15 protein-coding genes, 2 tRNA genes and 1 riboswitch are annotated in these 22,277 nt (G+C 60.8%); of the genes, 15 read left to right on the forward strand and 2 right to left on the reverse strand.

Features of this window, described 5'->3' with window-relative positions:
* Position 1 precedes the first annotated feature (1 nt).
* Positions 2-766, forward strand: coding sequence for an ABC transporter ATP-binding protein (locus H043_RS0115610; protein WP_003227281.1), 765 nt, complete (start codon positions 2-4; stop codon positions 764-766).
* A gap of 232 nt (positions 767-998) precedes the next feature.
* Entirely contained in the window at positions 999-1,991 is a 993-nt protein-coding gene (gene argR, locus H043_RS0115615; RefSeq protein WP_027612635.1) for a transcriptional regulator ArgR, read from the forward strand.
* 26 nt (positions 1,992-2,017) lie between these two features.
* Here the strand turns inward: argR and H043_RS0115620 are convergent, their stop codons facing one another.
* Positions 2,018-7,063: a DUF6543 domain-containing protein gene (locus H043_RS0115620; protein ID WP_049827892.1), complete on the reverse strand. Its 5,046-nt coding sequence runs from the start codon at positions 7,061-7,063 to the stop codon at positions 2,018-2,020.
* Positions 7,064-7,373: 310 nt separating this feature from the next.
* Here H043_RS0115620 and H043_RS0115625 point away from each other — a divergent pair, with 310 nt between their 5' ends.
* The 7 genes from H043_RS0115625 (at position 7,374) to astE (ending at position 15,239) form a co-directional block, all read left to right on the forward strand.
* Complete coding sequence (locus H043_RS0115625) at positions 7,374-8,594, forward strand: aspartate aminotransferase family protein (RefSeq protein ID WP_027612637.1); 1,221 nt, start codon at positions 7,374-7,376, stop codon at positions 8,592-8,594.
* Positions 8,595-8,795: 201 nt separating this feature from the next.
* The gene (aruF, locus tag H043_RS0115630; protein ID WP_025112905.1) at positions 8,796-9,815 is read left to right on the forward strand and encodes an arginine/ornithine succinyltransferase subunit alpha; all 1,020 of its coding nucleotides are present in this window, start codon (positions 8,796-8,798) and stop codon (positions 9,813-9,815) included.
* A gap of 51 nt (positions 9,816-9,866) precedes the next feature.
* Positions 9,867-10,892 (forward strand): arginine N-succinyltransferase, encoded by a 1,026-nt coding sequence (gene astA, locus H043_RS0115635; protein ID WP_027612638.1) that lies wholly within the window; start codon positions 9,867-9,869, stop codon positions 10,890-10,892.
* Positions 10,889-12,358, forward strand: a complete 1,470-nt coding sequence (astD, locus tag H043_RS0115640) for a succinylglutamate-semialdehyde dehydrogenase (RefSeq protein ID WP_177325634.1) — start codon at positions 10,889-10,891, stop codon at positions 12,356-12,358. Before astA ends, astD begins: the two co-directional genes overlap by 4 nt.
* A 163-nt stretch (positions 12,359-12,521) precedes the next feature.
* The gene (astB, locus tag H043_RS0115645) at positions 12,522-13,868 is read left to right on the forward strand and encodes an N-succinylarginine dihydrolase (protein ID WP_027612640.1); all 1,347 of its coding nucleotides are present in this window, start codon (positions 12,522-12,524) and stop codon (positions 13,866-13,868) included.
* 57 nt (positions 13,869-13,925) lie between these two features.
* Positions 13,926-14,216 (forward strand): hypothetical protein, encoded by a 291-nt coding sequence (locus H043_RS0115650; RefSeq protein ID WP_027612641.1) that lies wholly within the window; start codon positions 13,926-13,928, stop codon positions 14,214-14,216.
* 12 nt (positions 14,217-14,228) lie between these two features.
* Complete coding sequence (gene astE, locus H043_RS0115655) at positions 14,229-15,239, forward strand: succinylglutamate desuccinylase (RefSeq protein ID WP_027612642.1); 1,011 nt, start codon at positions 14,229-14,231, stop codon at positions 15,237-15,239.
* A gap of 152 nt (positions 15,240-15,391) precedes the next feature.
* Here the strand turns inward: astE and H043_RS0115660 are convergent, their stop codons facing one another.
* Positions 15,392-15,901: a 6,7-dimethyl-8-ribityllumazine synthase gene (locus H043_RS0115660; RefSeq protein WP_027612643.1), complete on the reverse strand. Its 510-nt coding sequence runs from the start codon at positions 15,899-15,901 to the stop codon at positions 15,392-15,394.
* 101 nt (positions 15,902-16,002) lie between these two features.
* Positions 16,003-16,174: riboswitch (FMN riboswitch) on the reverse strand.
* A gap of 275 nt (positions 16,175-16,449) precedes the next feature.
* On the opposite strand from H043_RS0115660, the gene ltaE reads away from it, so the two are divergent.
* From ltaE to H043_RS0115690, 6 genes are all read left to right on the forward strand, one after another.
* Positions 16,450-17,454: a low-specificity L-threonine aldolase gene (gene ltaE, locus H043_RS0115665; protein WP_027612644.1), complete on the forward strand. Its 1,005-nt coding sequence runs from the start codon at positions 16,450-16,452 to the stop codon at positions 17,452-17,454.
* A gap of 146 nt (positions 17,455-17,600) precedes the next feature.
* A complete protein-coding gene (gene alaS / locus H043_RS0115670; protein ID WP_027612645.1) occupies positions 17,601-20,219 on the forward strand; it encodes an alanine--tRNA ligase in 2,619 nt (872 codons plus the stop codon).
* Positions 20,220-20,309: 90 nt separating this feature from the next.
* Positions 20,310-21,551: an aspartate kinase gene (locus H043_RS0115675; protein WP_025112914.1), complete on the forward strand. Its 1,242-nt coding sequence runs from the start codon at positions 20,310-20,312 to the stop codon at positions 21,549-21,551.
* Positions 21,552-21,739: 188 nt separating this feature from the next.
* Positions 21,740-21,928, forward strand: coding sequence for a carbon storage regulator CsrA (gene csrA, locus H043_RS0115680; RefSeq protein WP_002554426.1), 189 nt, complete (start codon positions 21,740-21,742; stop codon positions 21,926-21,928).
* Positions 21,929-21,990: 62 nt separating this feature from the next.
* Positions 21,991-22,081 (forward strand) — tRNA-Ser (locus tag H043_RS0115685).
* A 107-nt stretch (positions 22,082-22,188) separates the two neighbouring features.
* Positions 22,189-22,265: transfer RNA gene (locus H043_RS0115690), tRNA-Arg, on the forward strand.
* The last annotated feature ends 12 nt before the right edge of the window (positions 22,266-22,277 follow it).

Here is a 22,277-nt window from a genome sequence, read left to right on the forward strand (position 1 = left end):
CATGTACAAGCTTGAAGTCCAAGACCTGCATAAACGCTATGGCAGTCACGAAGTGCTCAAGGGCGTGTCCCTGAAAGCGGCAGCCGGCGATGTGATCAGCATCATCGGCTCCAGTGGCTCCGGCAAAAGTACTTTCCTGCGCTGCATCAACCTGCTTGAACAGCCGCACGCGGGCAAGATCCTGCTCAACAACGAAGAGCTGAAGCTGGTAGCGAACAAGGACGGCGCGCTGAAAGCCGCTGATCCGAAACAGCTGCAGCGCATGCGTTCGCGCCTGTCGATGGTGTTCCAGCATTTCAACCTGTGGTCGCACATGACTGCGCTGGAAAACATCATGGAAGCGCCGGTTCACGTACTGGGCGTGTCCAAGGCCGAAGCCCGCGAGAAAGCCGAGCACTACCTGAACAAGGTTGGCGTCGCCCATCGTAAAGATGCGTTCCCGGGACACATGTCCGGTGGCGAGCAGCAGCGTGTGGCAATTGCCCGTGCGCTGGCGATGGAGCCGGAAGTGATGCTGTTCGACGAACCGACTTCGGCGCTCGACCCGGAACTGGTCGGCGACGTGCTCAAAGTCATGCAGGCCCTCGCTCAGGAAGGCCGCACCATGGTCGTGGTCACACACGAAATGGGTTTCGCCCGTGAAGTGTCGAACCAGTTGGTGTTCCTGCACAAAGGAGTTGTGGAAGAGAGCGGCAACCCGCGCGAAGTGCTGGTCAATCCGCAATCCGAGCGCTTGCAACAATTCCTGTCGGGCAGCCTCAAGTAATCGCTGCCGTTATGCACCAGATTAGGTCATGCTTCGCGACCTGAAGGCTGGCTCGGTCCCCCTGTGGGAGCGGGCTTGCTCGCGAAAGCGGTCGATCAGTCAACATCATTGCTGCCTGAACCACCGCCTTCGCGAGCAAGCCCGCTCCCACAATGGACCTGCGACAGCTTCGATTACGGGCTAGCATTGGCCCATGCCTTCATCACCGTTCTTCGTTTCGGATTGCCCGCCCATGACTGCCCATCGAATTGGTTTCCTGATTTGGCCCAGCACTAAAGCTCTGACGCTGGCGCTGGCGGAGGAGGCCTTGCGTGTTGCTCAGCGGGTGCATCCGGAGGTGGTTTACGAATTGTCGTTCCTCCAGGCCGAAACCGTGACAGACGTTGCGGCCGAGGGGGCGTGGCAACTGCCCGGCGAGGCGTGGACCGGCAAGCTGGAAAACTTCCAGAAACTGTTCCTGCTCGCCGACGAGCCGCCGACCACCCTGGCCCCGGCCCTCAGCAGCGCGCTCAAGCAACTGGTGCGTGCCGGATGCGTGATCGGTGGTTTGTCGGCCGGTGTCTATCCGCTGGCGCAGCTCGGTCTGCTCGACGGTTACCGCGCGGCTGTGCACTGGCGCTGGCAGGACGATTTCGCTGAACGTTTCCCGAAAGTCATCGCCACCAGTCACCTGTTCGACTGGGATCGCGATCGCCTGACCGCGTGTGGCGGCATGTCGGTGCTCGACCTGCTGCTGGCGGTGCTGGCCCGTGATCATGGGGCTGAACTGGCCGGTGCGGTGTCCGAAGAACTGGTGGTCGAGCGCATCCGCGAGGGCGGTGAACGCCAGCGCATTCCACTGCAGAACCGCCTCGGTTCAAGCCATCCGAAGCTCACCCAAGCGGTGTTGCTCATGGAAGCCAACATCGAAGAGCCGCTGACCACCGACGAAATCGCCCAGCACGTGTGCGTGTCCCGTCGACAGCTGGAGCGGATCTTCAAGCAATACCTCAACCGCGTGCCGAGCCAGTACTACCTGGAGTTGCGCCTGAACAAGGCCCGGCAGATGTTGATGCAAACCAGCAAGTCGATCATCCAGATCGGCCTGTCTTGCGGTTTCTCCTCCGGGCCGCATTTCTCCAGCGCCTACCGCAACTTCTTCGGCGCCACGCCGCGTGAAGATCGCAACCAGCGGCGCAGCAGCAGTCCGTTCGAACTGTCGTCAGTGCCGCCGGAGCGCGGTTGACGCACCCCGGCAGAACCCGCTGAGCGTCACTCATCGACCCCCGAATCTTCAGACGTGGACACCTCCATTTCCGCCCGTTCGATGACGGCGTCCACGCCAAAATCGATGCGGTGCTTTTTGAAGTAGGCGATCAGCCGTTGCACGCTGAGCTCAGAGAGCGGATTGCCCAGCAGGCTGAATTTGTCCGCACGCTGTTGTGGCAACTCCAGGATATCGCTGGGAACCTGGGTGATTGCGTTGTCGCTCAGGTCGGCGATTTCCAGGTGTTCGAGTTGCAGCAAGCCCGGCGGCAGGCTGGTGATGCCGCTGTTGTCCAGCATCAGCGTTTGCAGATGGGTCATCTGGCTGACATCCGGGGTCTCACCCAGCGGGTTATCACTCAGATCCAAGTGATCCAGGCGCTCCATTTGCGCAAGCTCAAGGGCGGCTTGAGGCGTGAGCGTCAAATCGCAGTGTGAAAGCGACAAATAGGTCAGCTCAGCCATGCGAAACACCGCCGGCGGAATGTGTTCAAGCCGATATTGATAAATCGTCAGTCCTCTGAGGCTGGCGAACGTCTCGACAAACCTGTCGATTCCAAACGTCTGGCCCGGCAGGCTTCTGAGGTACAGATGGGTGACATGGCTGAAATCGGCATTGAGTACGGGCAAGTCGCCGCGGATGATTGTCGCCAGGTTCAAGTCATGCAGTGGCTGGAGGTTCTGATCCGGTTCGTCTTGCTCGGTTTCCCGGCGCCAGCACTGCTCAATGAGCGATTTGAATTCGTGACGTGCGGCGTGCTCGTTCAGCACTTGCTCAATCGTGAAGGGCTCGCCACTGATCGGGTGCAAGGCCGGATGGTCGGTCGCCCAGTGGGCGAGGTTGCTACTCAAGTCGCTGTATTCACGCTCAAGCCGTGCAAGTTCGATTCGACCCTCGGCCAGGGTGCCGGGTAGCAGATAGAAAAATTCACTGGCCTGTTCCAGATCCATGTGTGTGTACAGCGCCTGTACGCGCAGCAAATCAGCCTGTTCGGCTATTACGCCGAAGTCCTGGCGGGTGTCGTTGAAGTGGCGTTTGATGCGCTCCCGGTCTGCGCTGGCAATCGGATTGCCGCTCAGGTCGAAGCCTTCCGGAACGTTGTAGGGCAGCTCGAAAAGGGCGGGCGACAACGATCGGATCTGGTTGTCGTTGAGCAGTGCGGTGCGCAATAGCGGGCGCGTGAGCAGGCCGGGTGGCAGTTCGGATATGCCGGTCTCCGACACATCGATGTAATTGAGTCGGGGCATTTTTTCGACGTTGGGGGTGAGCCCGAGCGGGTTCCTGAACAGGTCCAGGGTTCTCAGTTGAGTCAACGCCGCCAGTGTGGTTTGGCTCTCGGCTGTCAGGGTGATGCTGCAGTCGCTGAGAATCAGCTCGCGCAGTTGTGGCGAACGGCTGATCGACTCCGGCAGGTTGCCCAGCTGGAAATTGCGCAGCGCCAGGCGACGCAAGCCGGAGAAGCAGTTCAGAAAACCGTGTATACCCTGAGTGCTGCCGACCCCTTCGACGGTCAGGTAGTCCACGTGACTGAAGTTCACCTCAAGTTGTGGCAGCTCTCCGATGATTGACTGTGACAGGCGCAGATCGATGGTCTGCTCGGTGTTCTCCGGCAAGGAAACCTGCTGCTTCCAGCAGTCCAGGATGTCGACCCGCATCTGCCGTCGGCGATGACGCTGGATCGCGTATTGCTCGGTGGTGAGGCGGGCGCCGGACTGCGGATGAACGAGGGGAATACCCTCAGTCCACGGACTCAGCACCGCGTCGAGGCGGTTGCGTTCAGTGATCAGACGGCTCAGCTCCGCTCGCGGGCCGTCCGGATGGCGTTGCAGGCGCTCGACGAACGCGTTGAGCTCTTCAGGCAGCAAGTGCGGCAGCAGCCAGTGGGCATGGGCGTGCAGCGTCGGCGTATTGGTAGGCATGCGCCGATAGCCACTGGTACCGCCACGCAGGCGCATCACGGTGGGGTCGTAAGCGGGTTTGCGAATCGGATTTTGCGACAGCAGGTTCAGCAACGCTTGACGGTCGAGCGCGTGGTCACGAATCAGCTGCTTGAGCTGCAGGTCTTGCGTGATGTGGATGTTCAGCGCCGAACGTTCTGCGTCGGGCAGGGCATGCAGCAGACTTGAATACAGTGACCCCGGCGCGCTGAGCGACTCACCGCTAGCGTCGAACGGCTGATAGTCGCCCTGTTCGGTCAGTACCAGCACTTTGCGAATGAGCGCGTCCTGCGCGCCGAGGCTGTCGATCAGTTGCCCGCTATGGCTGTAGTGCCTGAGCTCCATTCGTATCGACGGCGACCAGCCCGGCAAGCGTGGCAGCGAATGGAGGGCCAGCCGATCCGTATCCAGATTATTGACTGTCGCTTGCAGCTCCAGCCCTTCAAAGGCTCGGGTTGCGCGCACTTGCAGACCCGTTTCCTGGGTCAGAGCGACCAGTCTTGCGGAGAGTGTTCCACGCTGTAGTTGCAGGTATTCAGCATCACTTGCCGTTTCCAGTATCGATTGCGCCAACGCCTTCGGCAGGCCGGGTTCGGCATCCATCAGTACCTGTACCAGCGGGCTAGCGCCGCGCTGTAACTGACGATATCGATCCTCGAACAGGCTTTGGCGTTTGCGCTTTGCCAGCTCGGCGACGCTGCGCCGCAGACTAGTTGCGCGGGCCTCGGCCGAGGGTGCGGGCGTATGCAGGGCTTCGCTCAATAGCCGCCTTCGTTGCGATTCTGTCAGGCGTTGCAGGCAGGTCTTGAGCAGGTCGCCATCGTCCAGTCGTGAGCCCTCGATTTGTATGAAGGGCACGTCGGCGACGGGGCTGCGCCACAGGGTTCTGCCCTGACGGTCGATCAGTTGCAGGCCTCGGTCGGCAGGCCAGTCGCCGTTGTCGAAAAGCAGTTGCAGTTGGGTGGCCGGGTCGGCCTTGAGGTAATCCTCGGCATGCGGGCTGCCGATCTGCTCGATGAACAATTGAATGTCCTGATCGATCTGCCAGCGCTGCAGCGTGTCACTGAGTAAGGGTGGCAATTGATCGCGCTCGACGTGCATCTGGCGCAGGGTGTTTTCCTCGCAGCCACTGATATTCAGCAGGCGCTCCCGCAGAACAGCGGGAAGGCGCTGCATCTGCGCACTGCTGCGGCTCAGCACGGTGGCGCGATCCCAAGCCAGTGGCTGGTCAATTTCGGTTTGCCAGGCGCCTGCGGTGTTGTGCCTGAGTGCGGGTTTATAAGCCTCGGGACGCGTCGGATGGTCGATGCGATAGGCGCCCGTTTCGGCATCAAGGCTGACGGTATACAACTTGTCTTCGAGGGTCAGCAGGGTCTTGCCCAAATGGGTTTGCAGGCCCAGTGCATCGGTTCGGATGTCTTTGGGCAGCGTGCCGGACCACTCGTAAGGGCGCAGGTCGGGTTTCCAGTAGCGGGTCTTGCCATTGGCCGTTTTCACCGGAATGAAGCGGTCGATGAACTGGACGACATCGGCAGGCAGCAGCGCGCGAAACTTGCTGACGGCGATAGCGCCGCCAGCGGCGAAAGTGCCGACCTGCACCATGGACTCTACGACGCCGATCAAATGCGCGAACGCTTCGCGGGGCTGGCCTTCGGCCCAGTCAACGATGCTTTCGAACGTCTCGTCGAGCAGTTGATAGGCCGTGTAGGCAAGCATCAGCTCGCCGAGAAATGGCACGAATGGCAAGGCGACAAACGCGACGAGGTTGAGCAGCGACTGTGCAATGTCCGTGAAGGAATCCCAGAGTGCCCAGCGCGCCTTGCGATCGACCATGGCCGTCGAGACGGCGATGACGCGGGCATCGTTGAGCATCTTGTCGAGCTTGCGTTGGTACAGATACACCCATAGCTCACCCTGGATCGGGGTCGCGACGATCTGCATAAAAGGCCGCACGGCCGGATGCTCGCGCCAGGTGGGGCGTGGATCGCCGGCCGGTAAGGGTTGCCAGGTGACGGGGCTGAGCAAGGCCCGCAACTGACCGAAGAAAGCGCCGCGCTCGGCGTGGTCGATAAAACGGCTGAAGAAGACCTGATAGTCCGGATCGCGCAAGCGTTGCGCCAGCTCCTCAGCGAAGGCAGCGGAACTGGCGTATTCCTTGACTGGGTGTTGTGGGTCATCGGGAATGTAAACCACGACTCGCGCTGCTGCGTGTGCAGCTTCAAGATTCGGCGCGAACAGCACGATGCCGGTCAGGCGGACTTTCATCATCGTCAGCACATGGCAATGCCACGCCTGACGATTGAGGCGCAAATGCTGCAAGCCATCGAGCAGCCCGAGGATCAGGCGATGGACATCGGCCCCCAGCAGCTTTTGCATGTAGGCCATTTGCAGGGCGGCGACCAGGGCGGCTTTGTCACTCGTGCAAACCTGTGGTTGCAGCACGGCTGCGACCAGCGGATTGCTGACGCCCAAATTGTCTTGCAGATAAGTGTTGTAGCGGCGGCCGATATCCAGCTCGCGACACAGGCGGGTGAAGGCAGGGATCGACATCGCCTTGGGGATGTTCGGCAGCACGCTGAACTGACCGTCGGACGAGGGCTGGCTGACATAACCCGAGGCGGACTCAAAGGCGTCAGCGCTGGTCTCGCTGCTTTCAAAATTGTGCAGCGCGGCGTCCAGCAACGAGACGGTCCAGGTGCGCGCGGCACCGGATTTGAGGCGTAGCCACGGAACATGGTCGGGCAGGTACAGGCGCAGGAAGGTTTGCCGGACATCCAGATTCAAGCCAAACCGCTTTTCCAGTTCGGCGCGCAGCAGCGGTTCGGCGAACGCTTTGGCGTCCTGCAACCGGGCAAGGCTTCGTTCGACGCGGTTGTGTGCGGTCCAGTGCGCGGCATTCAGCGCGCGCAGTTTTGCATGCTCGGTGCGTGATGCCTGTTTGAGGTTGGCGGGCAGTAGCGGACTGGCCCGTTTCAATGCCGCGCGTTTGTGTGCCGCAGCCTGACTCAGCCATGTCGGGATGGCCTGGAGCAGCGGTTGATAGTGTGCGTCCTGCCGGGGTAGCAGCAGTGGGTCGGGCAGTGTCGCGGGGGCGGGTGTGGTTTCTTGAATCATGGGGTGAGGCCGTTTGCCTGGAGAAAGGTCCCTAGCAAACACCGGCCGTTGATTCAATGTGCGGTACATATATACCGCACGCCACAAAACTCTCTTGATTAAGATCCCCGGTACGTCTGCGCAAATGGCGGCGTGCAGTTTAAACTGCGCCTTTGCGACGCTATATGTCGCATTGCCGTAAACCCGGGAAAATCCGGGGTTTGCGCTATAAGAAGTTGTCGCTTGGCGGCAAGGCCGGGCTGCAAACTGTCCTTACAATCCCCCCATCGCTCGCCAGTTTCAGGCGGGTGTTCCTCTTCAGGAGACTCCGATGTCCGTTGAGCACGCTGCGGTACAACGCGCCGATTTCGACCAGGTAATGGTTCCCAACTACGCGCCTGCCGCTTTCATTCCGGTGCGTGGCGCCGGTTCCCGCGTCTGGGACCAGAGCGGTCGCGAGCTGATCGACTTCGCCGGCGGGATTGCCGTAAACGTATTGGGCCACGCGCATCCGGCGCTGGTCGGTGCCTTGACCGAGCAAGCGAACAAGCTGTGGCACGTGTCCAACGTGTTCACCAATGAGCCGGCCCTGCGCCTGGCGCACAAGCTGATCGACGCCACGTTCGCCGAGCGCGTGTTCTTCTGCAACTCGGGCGCCGAAGCCAACGAGGCCGCGTTCAAGCTGGCCCGTCGCGTGGCGTTCGACCGTTTCGGCAGCGAAAAATACGAGATCATCGCCGCGCTCAACAGCTTCCACGGTCGTACCCTGTTCACCGTCAACGTCGGTGGCCAGTCGAAGTACTCCGATGGTTTCGGTCCGAAAATCACCGGCATCACCCACGTTCCTTACAACGATCTGGCCGCGCTGAAAGCGGCGGTTTCCGACAAGACCTGTGCGGTCGTGCTCGAACCGATCCAGGGCGAGGGCGGCGTACTGCCAGCCGAACTGGCTTACCTGCAAGGTGCCCGTGAACTGTGCGACGCGAACAACGCGCTGCTGGTGTTCGACGAAGTGCAGACCGGCATGGGCCGTACCGGCCACCTGTTCGCCTATCAGCATTACGGCGTGACCCCGGACATCCTGACCAGCGCCAAGAGCCTGGGCGGTGGTTTCCCGATCGCCGCGATGCTGACCACCGAAGCGCTGGCCAAACATCTGGTCGTCGGCACCCACGGCACCACTTACGGCGGCAACCCGCTGGCGTGCGCCGTTGCCGAGGCAGTGATCGACGTGATCAACACCCCCGAGGTGCTGAGCGGCGTCAACGCCAAGCACGACAAGTTCAAGACCCGCCTGCAGCAGATCGGCGAGAAGTACGGCCTGTTCACTCAGGTGCGTGGCCTCGGTCTGCTGATCGGTTGTGTGCTGAGCGATGCCTGGAAAGGCAAGGCCAAGGACATCTTCAACGCCGCTGAAAAAGAAGGCCTGATGATTCTGCAGGCCGGCCCGGACGTGATCCGTTTCGCCCCGAGCCTGGTGGTGGAAGACGCCGATATCGATGCCGGTCTCGACCGCTTCGAACGCGCGGCAGCAGCACTGACGCAAGCCTGATAGACCCTTCGACGCCTGAGGATTCGGGCGTCGATCAAAATTTTATGCCGGACCCGATCCACTGTAGGAGTGAGCCTGCTCGCGATTGCGGTATGTCAGTCGACTCATTGGTTTCTGACAGACCGCAATCGCGAGCAGGCTCACTCCTACAAGGTCCGGTGTTTTTTCTTCTGTAAATTTATAAGAGAAAGGAGTGACACCATGCTGGTGATGCGCCCTGCGCAAATGGCTGATCTGGGCGAGGTACAGCGTCTGGCTGCGGACAGTCCGATTGGTGTCACTTCCTTGCCGGATGACGTGGAACGTCTGAGCGACAAGATCGCCGCGAGCGAAGCCTCGTTCGCTGCCGAAGTGAGTTTCAACGGTGAGGAGAGCTACTTTTTCGTCCTCGAAGACACCGCCACCGGCAAACTGGTCGGCTGCTCGGCGATCGTTGCCTCGGCCGGTTACTCCGAGCCGTTCTACAGCTTCCGCAACGAGACCTTCGTCCACGCCTCCCGCGAGCTGAAGATCCACAACAAGATCCACGTGCTCTCGCAATGCCACGACCTGACCGGCAACAGCTTGCTGACCAGTTTCTACGTGCAGCGTGAGCTGGTGGGGTCGCCGTGGGCCGAGCTCAACTCCCGTGGCCGCCTGCTGTTCGTCGCCAGCCACCCGGAGCGTTTCGCCGATTCGGTGGTGACCGAGATCGTCGGTTACAGCGACGAGAACGGCGATTCGCCATTCTGGGACGCGATCGGGCGCAACTTCTTCGACCTCAACTACGCCGAGGCCGAACGCCTGTGTGGCCTGAAGAGCCGCACGTTCCTCGCCGAACTGATGCCGCATTACCCGATCTATGTGCCGCTGCTGCCGGATTCCGCTCAAGAAGCGATGGGCCAGGTGCACCCGCGTGCGCAGATCACTTTCGACATCCTGATGCGCGAAGGCTTCGAGACCGATCACTACATCGACATTTTCGACGGTGGCCCGACCCTGCATGCGCGTGTTTCGGGGATCCGTTCGATCGCTCAGAGCCGTGTGGTGCCAGTGAAGATCGGCGAGCCGGTGAAAGGCGCCGGGCGCCAGTATCTGGTGGCCAACGCGCAGTTGCAGGATTACCGCGCGGTGCTGCTGGAACTCGATTACGCGCCGGGCAAACCGGTGACCCTGGATCTGGAAGCAGCCGAAGCCCTGGGCGTCGGTGAAGGTGCCAGCGTGCGCCTGGTGGCGGTTTAACGCCTTAGCGAGTTTCACGGGTGGCGAAGGCGGCCCGTTTGAGGAGATAGCATGATTGTTCGTCCCGTACGCAGCAGCGATTTATCCGCGCTGATCGACCTGGCCCGCAGCACCGGCACCGGCCTGACCACCTTGCCGGCCAACGAAGAGCGCCTGACCCATCGGGTCGGCTGGGCCGAGAAGACCTTTCGCGGCGAAGCCGGCCGTGGCGATGCGGACTACCTGTTCGTGCTCGAAGACGACAACGGTCGCGTGGTGGGGATTTCCGCCATCGCTGGCGCGGTCGGTCTGCGCGAGCCGTGGTACAACTTCCGCGTCGGCCTGACCGTCAGCGCCTCGCAAGAGCTGAACATCTATCGCGAGATTCCGACGCTGTTCCTCGCCAACGACCTGACCGGCAACTCCGAGCTGTGCTCGCTGTTCCTGCATGCCGATTACCGCACCGGTCTGAACGGCCGCATGCTGTCCAAGGCGCGCATGCTGTTCATCGCCGAGTTCCCTGAGCTGTTCGGCAACAAGATCATCGCCGAGATGCGCGGCGTCTCCGATGAGGCCGGTCGTTCGCCGTTCTGGGAAAGCCTGGGTCGGCACTTCTTCAAGATGGAATTCAGCCAGGCCGACTACCTGACCGGTGTTGGCAACAAGGCGTTCATCGCCGAACTGATGCCGAAATTCCCGCTGTACACCTGCTTCCTGTCGCCGGATGCGCGTAACGTTATCGGTCAGGTGCACCCGGACACCGAACCGGCGCTGGCGATGCTCAAGAGCGAAGGTTTCAGCTATCAGGGTTACGTCGACATCTTCGACGCCGGCCCGGCCATCGAATGCGAAACCAGCAAGATCCGCGCAGTCCGCGACAGCGAAGCGCTGGTGCTGGCGATCGGTACACCGGGCGATGACGCCACGCCGTTCATCATCCATAACCGCAAGCGCGAAGACTGCCGCATCACTGCTGCGCCGGCCCGTCTGGCCGCTGGCACGCTGGTGGTCGATCCGCTGACCGCCAAACGTCTTCAACTCAACGCCGGCGATCAAGTGCGCGCCGTGGCGTTGTCTGCTGCTCGGGAGTCGAAATAATGAATTCGCTATACATCGCAGGTGAATGGCTGGCCGGTCAGGGCGAAGCCTTTCAGTCGCTGAACCCGGTGACCCAGCAAGTCCTGTGGTCGGGGGAGGGCGCTACCGCCGCTCAGGTCGAGTCGGCCGTGCAGGCTGCGCGTCAGGCCTTTCCGGGTTGGGCGCGGCGTTCGCTGGACGAGCGCATCAGCGTGCTCGAAGCCTTCGCCGCCGCCCTGAAAAACCACAGCGACGAACTGGCCCGCACCATCGGTGAGGAAACCGGCAAGCCCCTGTGGGAAGCCGCGACCGAAGTTACCAGCATGGTCAACAAGATCGCGATCTCGGTGCAGAGCTACCGCGAACGTACTGGCGAGAAGAGTGGCCCGCTGGGCGACGCCACCGCCGTACTGCGCCACAAGCCACACGGTGTGGTGGCGGTATTCGGCCCTTACAACTTCCCCGGCCATTTGCCGAACGGGCACATCGTGCCGGCGCTGCTGGCCGGTAACAGCGTGCTGTTCAAGCCAAGCGAGCTGACGCCGAAAGTCGCCGAGCTGACGGTCAAGTGCTGGATCGAAGCCGGTCTGCCGGCCGGCGTGTTGAACCTGTTGCAAGGCGCTCGCGAAACCGGTATCGCCCTGGCGGCGAACCCGGGCATCGATGGCTTGTTCTTCACCGGTTCGAGCCGCACCGGCAATCACCTGCATCAGCAGTTCGCCGGGCGTCCGGACAAGATTCTTGCTTTGGAAATGGGCGGCAACAACCCGCTGGTGGTTGATCAGGTGGGTGATCTGGACGCGGCGGTGTACACGATCATTCAGTCGGCGTTCATCTCCGCCGGTCAGCGCTGCACGTGTGCGCGTCGTCTGCTGGTGCCGCAAGGCGCATGGGGCGACAGCCTGCTCAAGCGTCTGGTGGAAGTCAGCGCAACGATTGAAGTCGGTGCGTTCGATCAACAGCCGGCGCCATTCATGGGCTCGGTGATTTCCCTTGGCGCGGCGAAAGCGCTGATGGATGCCCAGCAACACCTGCTGGCCAATGGCGCGGTGTCGTTGCTGGCGATGACTCAGCCGCAAGCGCAGTCTGCCTTGCTGACCCCGGGCATTCTGGATGTGACCGCCGTGGCCGAGCGTCCGGACGAAGAACTGTTCGGCCCGTTGCTGCAAGTGATTCGCTACGCCGATTTCGCTGCGGCGATCGCTGAGGCCAACGACACCGCTTATGGCTTGGCGGCTGGTTTGCTGTCGGATTCCGAAGATCGTTATCAGCAGTTCTGGCTGGAAAGCCGCGCCGGTATCGTCAACTGGAACAAACAGCTGACCGGTGCGGCGAGCAGCGCGCCGTTCGGCGGTGTTGGCGCTTCGGGCAACCATCGCGCCAGCGCCTACTACGCGGCGGATTACTGCGCGTACCCGGTGGCGTCGCTGGAAACACCGAGCCTGGTGTTGCCGGCGGCCCTGACGCCTGGCATCAAAATGGCGTAACGGCCATCGCGAGCAGGCTCACTCCTACAGGATTTGTGTCGTACACAACATGTGTGTTCCCCGCCAAACCTGTAGGAGTGAGCCTGCTCGCGATAGCCGCGCCTCGGTCTGACTGAATTGTTACTTGAAGCCTATAACAACAGATTCTCGTGGAGCCTCGCTGATGAAATCCTATGAAGTCAATTTTGACGGTCTAGTGGGGCCGACCCATAACTACGGTGGTCTGTCCTACGGCAACGTTGCGTCCCAGAGCAACAGCCAGCAATCCTCGAATCCGAAGGAAGCGGCGCTGCAAGGTCTGGCGAAAATGAAAGCGCTGATGGAAATGGGCTTTCAGCAAGGCGTGCTGGCGCCGCAGGAGCGTCCTGACGTGGCCGCTCTGCGCCGTCTGGGTTTCAGCGGCACCGACGCGCAAGTGATCGAGCGCGCCGCCAAAGAAGCCATGCCGTTGCTGGTCGCCAGTTGCTCGGCATCGAGCATGTGGGTGGCCAACGCTGCCACTGTCAGCCCGAGTGCCGACACCGCTGATGGTCGCGTGCATTTCACCGCCGCCAACCTCAATTGCAAATACCACCGCAGCATCGAACACCCGACCACCAGCCGCGTGCTCGGCGCGATGTTCGCCGATCAGCAGCACTTCGCCCACCACGCCGCGTTGCCGGCAGTGGCGCAGTTCGGTGACGAAGGCGCAGCCAACCACACGCGTTTCTGCCGTGAGTACGGCGAGGCCGGTGTCGAGTTCTTCGTGTTCGGTCGCAGTGCCTTCGACACCCGCTACCCAGCGCCGCAGAAGTACCCGGCGCGCCAGACTCTGGAAGCCTCGCAAGCGGTAGCGCGTCTGCACGGTCTGCGTGACGAGGGCGTGGTTTACGCGCAGCAGAACCCGGCGGTGATCGACCAGGGCGTATTCCACAACGACGTGATCGCGGTGGGTAACGGCGAGGTGCTGTTCTATCACGAGGACGCGTTCCTCGACACCGAACAGATGCTGGCCGAGTTGCAGGGCAAACTGGCCAAGGTCGGCGGCCAGTTCCAGTCGGTCTGCGTGCCGCGTTCGGCGGTCACCGTGGACGATGCGGTGCGCTCCTACCTGTTCAACAGCCAGTTGCTGTCGCGTCCGGATGGCTCGATGCTGCTGATCGTGCCGGAAGAATGCCGTGGCAACGAGCGCGTGTGGAACTACCTGCAAGGTCTGACCAGCTCCGGCGGGCTGATCCGCGAAGTCAAAGTCTTCGACCTCAAGCAAAGCATGCAGAACGGCGGTGGCCCGGCGTGCCTGCGACTGCGCGTCGCGCTCAACGAAACCGAGCTGGCGGCGGTCAACCCAGGGGTTATCATGACGGCCCCGTTGTACGGTTCGTTGACCGCATGGGTTGAAAAGCACTACCGCGACCGCCTGAGCGAAACCGATCTGGCGGACCCGCAGTTGCTGCTTGAATGCCGGACGGCACTGGATGAACTGACGCAAATCCTTAAACTGGGCGCGGTTTATCCATTCCAGATCAATTGATGGCCGGCGCGTCGCCTGAACACGACGCGCGGCTTGTCTCCCCAAGAGAGTAAAAACATGAGCGATTCCCTGCAGCTGATCCTTGAAGACACCGACGGCACGCAACTGCAAACCTCGTGCACCCGCGTCGCGGTCATGTGGCAAGGCAAAGAGCTGTGGATCCAGCAGGACGGCCGTGGCCAACTGCTGATCGGCGTGGACGTCGAGGAAGGTGACGAAGAGTACGCCAACCTGCTGCTGCGCCCATTGGCAACTAATCTGGTAAGTCTGCAACTGGAAATGGAACCGGCTGACGTCGGCGACGACGAAGACCACGTGCACGGCCCGGATTGCAACCACGATCACTAAGGAAACCGCTCTATGCTCGCCCTCGGCAAACTGCTTGAACTGACCCTCGCCGGCCGCGAACCGGCGGAGAAGACTCAACTGACTGTCGAAGGCGTGCGCATGCGCTGGTTGAGCGAGGGTGCGCTGGAAGTCCGGCCGCCCGAAGCGCGCGACAATGGCCTGGACCTGCTGCTGTCGGCAGGCATCCACGGCAATGAAACAGCGCCGATCGAGTTGCTCGATCGGCTGCTGCATGACATCGCTCGCGGCGATCTGAAGCCGCGTGCACGCATTCTGTTTCTGTTCGGTAACCCGGAAGCGATCCGCAAGGGCGAGCGCTTCGTCGAGCAGGATGTCAACCGGCTGTTCAACGGCCGGCATGAACAAACCAGCGGTTCCGAAGCCATCCGCGCCTGTGAGCTGGAACGGCTGGCGGCGAGCTTCTTCAGCCTGCCGGATCGGCAGCGACTGCACTACGACCTGCACACCGCCATTCGTGGTTCGAAGATCGAGCAGTTCGCGCTGTATCCGTGGAAGGAAGGTCGCCAGCATTCGCGCCGCGAACTGGCGCGTCTGCGCGCCGCCGGGATGGAAGCGGTGCTGCTGCAGAACAAGCCGTCGATCGTGTTCAGTTCCTACACCTACGACAAGCTCGGTGCCGAGGCTTTCACCCTGGAACTGGGCAAGGCGCGGCCGTTCGGGCAGAACGAAGGGGTGGATGTTTCACGTCTGGAAACTCGTCTGAAGCAGATCATCGAAGGCAATGAGCCGGATCTGGCAGCAGAGGGACTGGATGGTTTGCAGCTGTTCAGCGTCGCCCGGGAAATCATCAAGCACAGCGATGCGTTCCGCCTGAACCTGCCTGCGGACATCGAGAACTTTTCCGAACTGGATGTGGGTTATGTGCTGGCCGAAGATCTGGCCAATACCCGCTGGGTCATCGAGGAAGAGGGCGCGCGGATCATCTTCCCTAATCCCAAGGTCAAGAACGGCTTGCGCGCCGGCATCCTGATCGTGCCGGCCACTGACGAACATCTCGCCTGACGCAATTAGGCAACTGACGCAAATCCCCTGTGGGAGCGAGCCTGCTCGCGAATGCTGACCGTCAGCCAGCAATTATGATGGCTGACACACCGCATTCGCGAGCAGGCTCGCTCCCACATTTGATTTGAGTGAGGTCAAAACCTCACTCAGCTTTAGACCGCTACAGCTCGCGGCTCACTGCGACGCAACGCACGAACCTTCTGCAGCGTATCCGCGCAAGTCCGCGCCGCTTCCTGACCCTTGTGCACGAAATGCTCGAAGAAGAACTTCTGATGTTCTTCACCGGCATGGAAGTTATGCGGGGTCAGGGACACCGAGAACACTGGCACTTCGGTTTCCAGTTGCACCTGCATCAGGCCGCTGACCACTGACTGGGCGACGAATTCGTGACGATAGATGCCGCCATCCACGACCAGAGCGGCCGCGACGATGCCGGCATAACGGCCAGTTTTGGCCAGCAACTTGGCGTGCAGGGGCATTTCAAAGGCGCCGCCGACTTCGAAGAAGTCGATGTCCGATTCCTGATAACCCTGAGCCAGCATTTCGGCGACGAAGCCTTTACGGCTCTGGTCGACGATTTCCTTGTGCCAGCAGGCCTGGATGAACGCAACGCGCTCGCCGTGAGGGTGTTTGGTTTTGCTGTCGATAGCGGTGGGTTGCATGTTCTGACTCCTGTTTGTGTGAAAAACAGGGCGTTATGAATTGAAAGGGATTCAAGGGTACGCACGAGCACACAAGCGCGCGGGCGGCCCATTGGCGTCAATCCCGTTCTCTCTTCATCCGGACTATGACCGTCGGCCCCGGAATCACACCGGGTCTGCTGACCTTGTCGCCGATCACAGCCTTTGCCGTGTTCGTCGCCAAGCGCTCGCGGGCTATGCGCATTGCGCGCAATTACCGCCGGTGGGGAATTGCACCCCGCCCTGAGAACGTTTTTGCCGCCCTTTCTCGGGCGGCGCAGCGTTTTTATCACATATTTTCCGGCCTTGCACAGAACCTGTGGGAGCGAGCCTGCTCGCGAAAGCAATGTGTCAGTCAGCAGATGTGTCACTGACAGACCGCTTTCGCGAGCAGGCTCGCTCCCACATTGGGTTGCGTCCTTTCAAGGAGTAATGTGCTTTTTCTCATTCAAGGGTTGATTAATCGGCGCCATGACCGCAGTAATTCATCTTCGAAAAGGGATTTCCCCTGCTGACCAGAGGCCAGGTTCATGAGCGTTATCGATCTTCGCAGCGACACCGTCACCCAACCGACTCCTGCCATGCTCGACGCGATGACTGCGGCGGCTACCGGTGACGATGTGTACGGCGAAGATCCGACGGTCAATCGTCTGGAAGCCGAATTGGCGAAAAGGCTGGGTTTCGCCGCTGCGCTGTTCGTTCCGACCGGCACCATGAGCAACTTGCTCGGGCTGATGGCGCATTGCGAGCGCGGTGACGAGTACATCGTCGGCCAGCAGGCGCACACCTATAAGTACGAGGGCGGTGGCGCGGCGGTGCTCGGTTCGATCCAGCCGCAGCCGCTGGAAGTGCAGGCCGACGGTTCGCTGGATCTCGATCAGGTCGCCGCCGCGATCAAACCCGATGACTTCCACTTTGCCCGGACGCGATTGCTGGCGCTGGAAAACACCATGCAAGGCAAAGTGCTGCCGCTGGAATATCTGGCGCGGGCGCGCAAGTTCACGCAGGACAACGGCCTGCAACTGCACTTGGACGGCGCGCGCTTGTACAACGCAGCGGTCAAGCTTGGGGTTGATGCGCGGGAAATCACCCGGCATTTCGATTCGGTGTCGGTGTGCCTGTCCAAGGGCCTTGGCGCGCCGGTCGGTTCCGTGTTGTGCGGTTCGGCCGAGTTGATCGCCAAGGCGCGTCGCCTGCGCAAGATGGTCGGCGGCGGCATGCGTCAGGCCGGATTGCTGGCAGCGGCGGGGCTGTATGCGCTGGATCACAATGTCGAGCGTCTGGCGGATGACCATGCCAATGCGCAATTTCTGGCTGAAGGCCTGCGCGAGGCCGGGTTCAGCGTCGAGCCGGTGCAGACCAACATGGTTTACGTGCAAATGGGCGATCAGGCTGAAGCGCTCAAGGCGTTTGCCGCCGAACGCGGGATCAAGTTGAGCGCCGCCGCGCGCTTGCGCCTGGTCACGCACATGGACGTCAGTCGCTCGCAAATCGAGCAAGTGATCGCGACATTCGTCGAGTTTTCGCGCAAGTGACAGCGTTAGCCGTCCAATTGACCGTTACTATCGTATAAACACGCTGTACCCCGCGCGAAGGGCCGATATAATGCGGCCCTTTGCCGTCGTTTCGTCTGTTGACGTTTCGTACAGGCCTTTGGCCGCAGCCTCCGTGGAAGAACCTAATGAAAAGCGCAGAAATCCGTGAAGCCTTCCTTCGCTTCTTCGAAGAGCAAGGCCACACCCGTGTAGCCTCCAGCTCTTTGATTCCGGGCAACGACCCAACCCTGCTGTTCACCAACGCGGGGATGAACCAGTTCAAGGACTGCTTCCTGGGCCAGGAAAAGCGCGCGTACACCCGCGCAACCAGCAGCCAGAAGTGCGTGCGTGCCGGTGGCAAGAACAGCGACCTGGAAAACGTCGGTTATACCGCTCGTCACCACACCTTCTTCGAAATGCTCGGTAACTTCAGCTTCGGTGACTATTTCAAGCACGACGCGATTACCTTCGCCTGGACCTTCCTGACCGGCGTTCTGAAACTGCCGAAGGAAAAGCTCTGGGTCACCGTCTACGCCTCCGACGACGAAGCGTATGACATCTGGACCAAAGAGATCGGCGTGCCGGTCGAGCGCATGATCCGTATCGGCGACAACAAAGGCGCGCCTTACGCGTCCGACAACTTCTGGACCATGGGCGATACCGGCCCGTGCGGCCCATGCACCGAGATTTTCTACGATCACGGCGACCACATCTGGGGCGGCCCACCGGGTTCGCCGGAAGAAGACGGCGACCGTTACATCGAGATCTGGAACAACGTGTTCATGCAGTTCAACCGCACCGCCGATGGCGTGTTGCATCCGTTGCCAGCGCCGTCGGTCGACACCGGCATGGGCCTGGAGCGGATCAGTGCGGTGATGCAGCACGTCAATTCCAACTACGACATCGACCTGTTCAAGAACCTGCTCAAAGCCTCGGCTGAAGCCATCGGCTGCGAGAATGGTGACCAGTCGTCGCTGAAAGTGGTGTCCGACCACATCCGTTCCTGCGGTTTCCTGATCGCCGACGGCGTGCTGCCGTCCAACGAAGGTCGCGGCTACGTGCTGCGTCGGATCATTCGTCGCGCCTGCCGTCACGGCAACAAGCTCGGCGCTACTGGCAGCTTCTTCTACAAGATCGTCGCTGCGCTGGTCGCCGAGATGGGTGAAGCCTTCCCGGAACTGAAGAAGCAGCAGAGCAACATCGAGCGCGTACTCAAGGCCGAAGAAGAGCAGTTCTCCAAGACCCTGGAGCACGGCTTGAAGATTCTCGAACAGGATCTGCTGGAACTCAAAGGCACCGTGGTGCCGGGCGACGTGGTGTTCAAACTCTACGACACCTACGGTTTCCCGATGGACCTGACGGCCGACATCGCTCGCGAGCGCGGCCTGACCGTCGACGAAGTCGGCTTCGAGCGTGAAATGGAAGCCCAGCGTGTTCGTGCGCGTTCCGCCAGCTCGTTCGGTCTGGACTACAACACCCTGGTCAAGGTTGATGTGGCCACCGAGTTCACCGGTTACAAAGACACCAGCGGTTCGGCAAAAATCGTCGCTATCTATAAAGATGGCCAGTCGGTCGACGTCTTGAGTGAAGGCGAAGAGGCGGTGATCGTGCTGAACCAGACGCCGTTCTACGCTGAATCCGGCGGCCAGATCGGCGACTGCGGTTTCCTCCAGGCCGGTAACGCACGTTTCGACGTCCGTGACACCACCAAGACCGGCGGCGCCTTCCTGCACCACGGCGTGCTGGATTCCGGCAGCCTGACCATCGGCGCGCCAGTGGAAACCCACGTCGATGCCGAGGTGCGTCACGCGACTTCGCTGAACCACTCGGCCACCCACTTGCTGCACGCTGCGCTACGCCAGGTACTGGGCGAGCACGTTCAGCAGAAGGGGTCGTTGGTGGATAGCCAGCGTCTGCGCTTCGACTTCAGCCACTTTGAAGCGATCAAGCCGGAGCAGATCAAAGCGCTGGAAGACATCGTCAACGCCGAGATCCGCAAGAACTCCGCAGTTGAAACTGAAGAAACCGACATCGAAACCGCCAAGCAGAAAGGCGCGATGGCGCTGTTCGGCGAGAAGTACGGCGACAACGTGCGCGTGCTGAGCATGGGCGGCGATTTTTCCGTCGAGCTGTGTGGCGGTATCCACGCCAACCGTACCGGCGACATCGGCCTGCTGAAGATCATCAGCGAAGGCGGTGTGGCATCGGGTGTGCGTCGTATCGAGGCAGTCACCGGTGCTGCGGCACTGGCCTACTTGAACGCTGCAGAAGAACAACTCAAGGAAGCGGCCAACCTGGTCAAGGGCAGCCGCGACAATCTGATCGACAAGCTGTCGGCCGTGCTGGAGCGCAACCGCGCGCTGGAAAAGCAACTCGAGCAGTTGCAGGCCAAGGCCGCCAGCGCCGCGGGCGACGATCTGTCGAACTCGGCAGTCGACGTCAAGGGCGTGAAGGTTCTGGCTGCACGTCTGGATGGTCAGGACGGCAAGGCGCTGCTGGCGCTGGTCGATCAGCTGAAAAACAAACTCGGCCGCGCAGTGATCCTGCTCGGCAGTGTCCATGAGGAAAAGGTCGTACTGGTTGCAGGCGTAACCAAGGACCTGACTGGCCAACTCAAAGCCGGTGATTTGATGAAACAGGCTGCTGCGGCAGTGGGCGGGAAGGGCGGTGGTCGTCCGGACATGGCGCAGGGCGGCGGTGTTGACGCCGGCGCACTGGATGGCGCACTGGCGCTGACCGTTCCATTCGTCGAGCAGGGTTTATAAGACGGCCCGCCGGACCCGCAGTCTAGTGGCGGGCCCGGCGGCTGTTCGAGTGATTATTGGGCGCCCTTCATGGGCAGAGGCGGCTTTGAAATGGCTTTGATCGTACAGAAATTTGGAGGCACCTCGGTCGGCACTGTCGAGAGAATCGAGCAGGTCGCCGACAAGGTTAAGAAATTCCGCGATGCCGGCGATGACCTGGTGGTTGTGCTGTCTGCAATGAGCGGCGAAACCAACCGTCTGATCGATCTGGCCAAGCAAATCAGTGGCGACGTGCAACCGGTTCCGCGTGAACTGGACGTGATCGTTTCCACCGGTGAGCAGGTGACGATTGCCCTGTTGGCCATGGCGCTGATCAAGCGCGGTGTGCCGGCGGTGTCGTACACCGGTAATCAGGTGCGGATCCTGACGGACAGTGCGCACAATAAAGCGCGTATCTTGCAGATTGATGACCAGAAGATTCGCGGTGATCTGAAAGCAGGTCGCGTGGTGGTTGTCGCCGGTTTCCAGGGCGTCGACGAGCACGGCAACATTACCACCCTCGGCCGTGGCGGTTCCGACACCACAGGCGTGGCACTGGCGGCTGCCTTGAAGGCTGACGAGTGCCAGATCTACACCGACGTCGATGGTGTCTACACCACTGACCCGCGCGTGGTGCCGGTCGCTCAGCGTCTGGACAAGATCACCTTCGAAGAGATGCTGGAAATGGCCAGTCTCGGTTCCAAGGTGCTGCAGATCCGTGCGGTGGAATTCGCCGGCAAGTACAACGTTCCGCTGCGCGTACTGCACAGCTTCAAGGAGGGTCCGGGCACCCTCATTACTATTGATGAAGAGGAAACCATGGAACAGCCGATCATTTCCGGCATCGCTTTCAACCGCGATGAAGCCAAGCTGACCATCCGTGGCGTGCCAGACACCCCGGGCGTGGCGTTCAAGATTCTCGGCCCGATCAGTGCCGCGAACATCGAAGTCGACATGATCGTGCAGAACGTTGCGCACGATAACACCACCGACTTCACCTTCACCGTGCACCGCAACGACTACCAGGCCGCACAGACCGTGCTGGAAAACACCGCTCGCGAGATCGGTGCCCGGGAAGTGGTGGGCGACACCAAGATTGCCAAGGTCTCGATCGTCGGCGTCGGCATGCGTTCCCACGCAGGCGTGGCCAGCCGCATGTTCGAATCCCTGGCCAAGGAAAGCATCAACATCCAGATGATCTCGACGTCGGAAATCAAGGTTTCCGTGGTGATCGAAGAGAAGTATCTGGAGCTGGCCGTGCGCGCCCTGCACACGGCTTTCGAACTGGACGCGCCGGCCCGTCAGGGCGAGTAAATCCGGTCACCTGAAGGGCGCGGTCTGACCGCGCCCTTTATTTTTTGAATGGCGCGAGCCCTGAACTGTTCTTTTGCTCGCGCTGGTCAATACTCAGGCATGTAGGGCTACGATCGCTCCGGTTGTAGGTCGGGTGCCTTTTTTTTGCAGACTGTTGTCCCTGAAATGAAATGCGTGAGGAGAAAGGTATGCTGATTCTGACTCGTCGGTGCGCAGAAAGCCTGATTATCGGTGATGGCGAAATCACCGTGACCGTGCTCGGCGTCAAAGGAAATCAAGTGCGCATCGGCGTCAACGCCCCGAAAGAGGTTGCCGTGCACCGTGAGGAAATTTACCTGCGTATAAAGAAAGAGAAGGACGAAGAACCAAGCCATTAATTTTTATCGATTTTTATGTTTGCAAACGGGGAAGAAGGTGGTTAATATACGCCCCGTGTTGCGGAGAGCTGGCCGAGTGGCCGAAGGCGCTCCCCTGCTAAGGGAGTACACCTCAAAAGGGTGTCGGGGGTTCGAATCCCCCGTTCTCCGCCATTATTTGCTTAGTACGTTGTAATCTGGCTTTTTCTGTAAGTTGTTGAATTTATTAGAAAAAGTGGTTGGAATAGAGATTAGACGGGCTATAATGCGGCGCAACAAATGCACTCGTAGCTCAGCTGGATAGAGTACTCGGCTACGAACCGAGCGGTCACAGGTTCGAATCCTGTCGAGTGCACCATTTAAGAGTTGT

The organism is Pseudomonas sp. URIL14HWK12:I6 (assembly GCF_000514195.1).
In the GTDB taxonomy this organism is placed as follows: domain Bacteria; phylum Pseudomonadota; class Gammaproteobacteria; order Pseudomonadales; family Pseudomonadaceae; genus Aquipseudomonas; species Aquipseudomonas putida_A.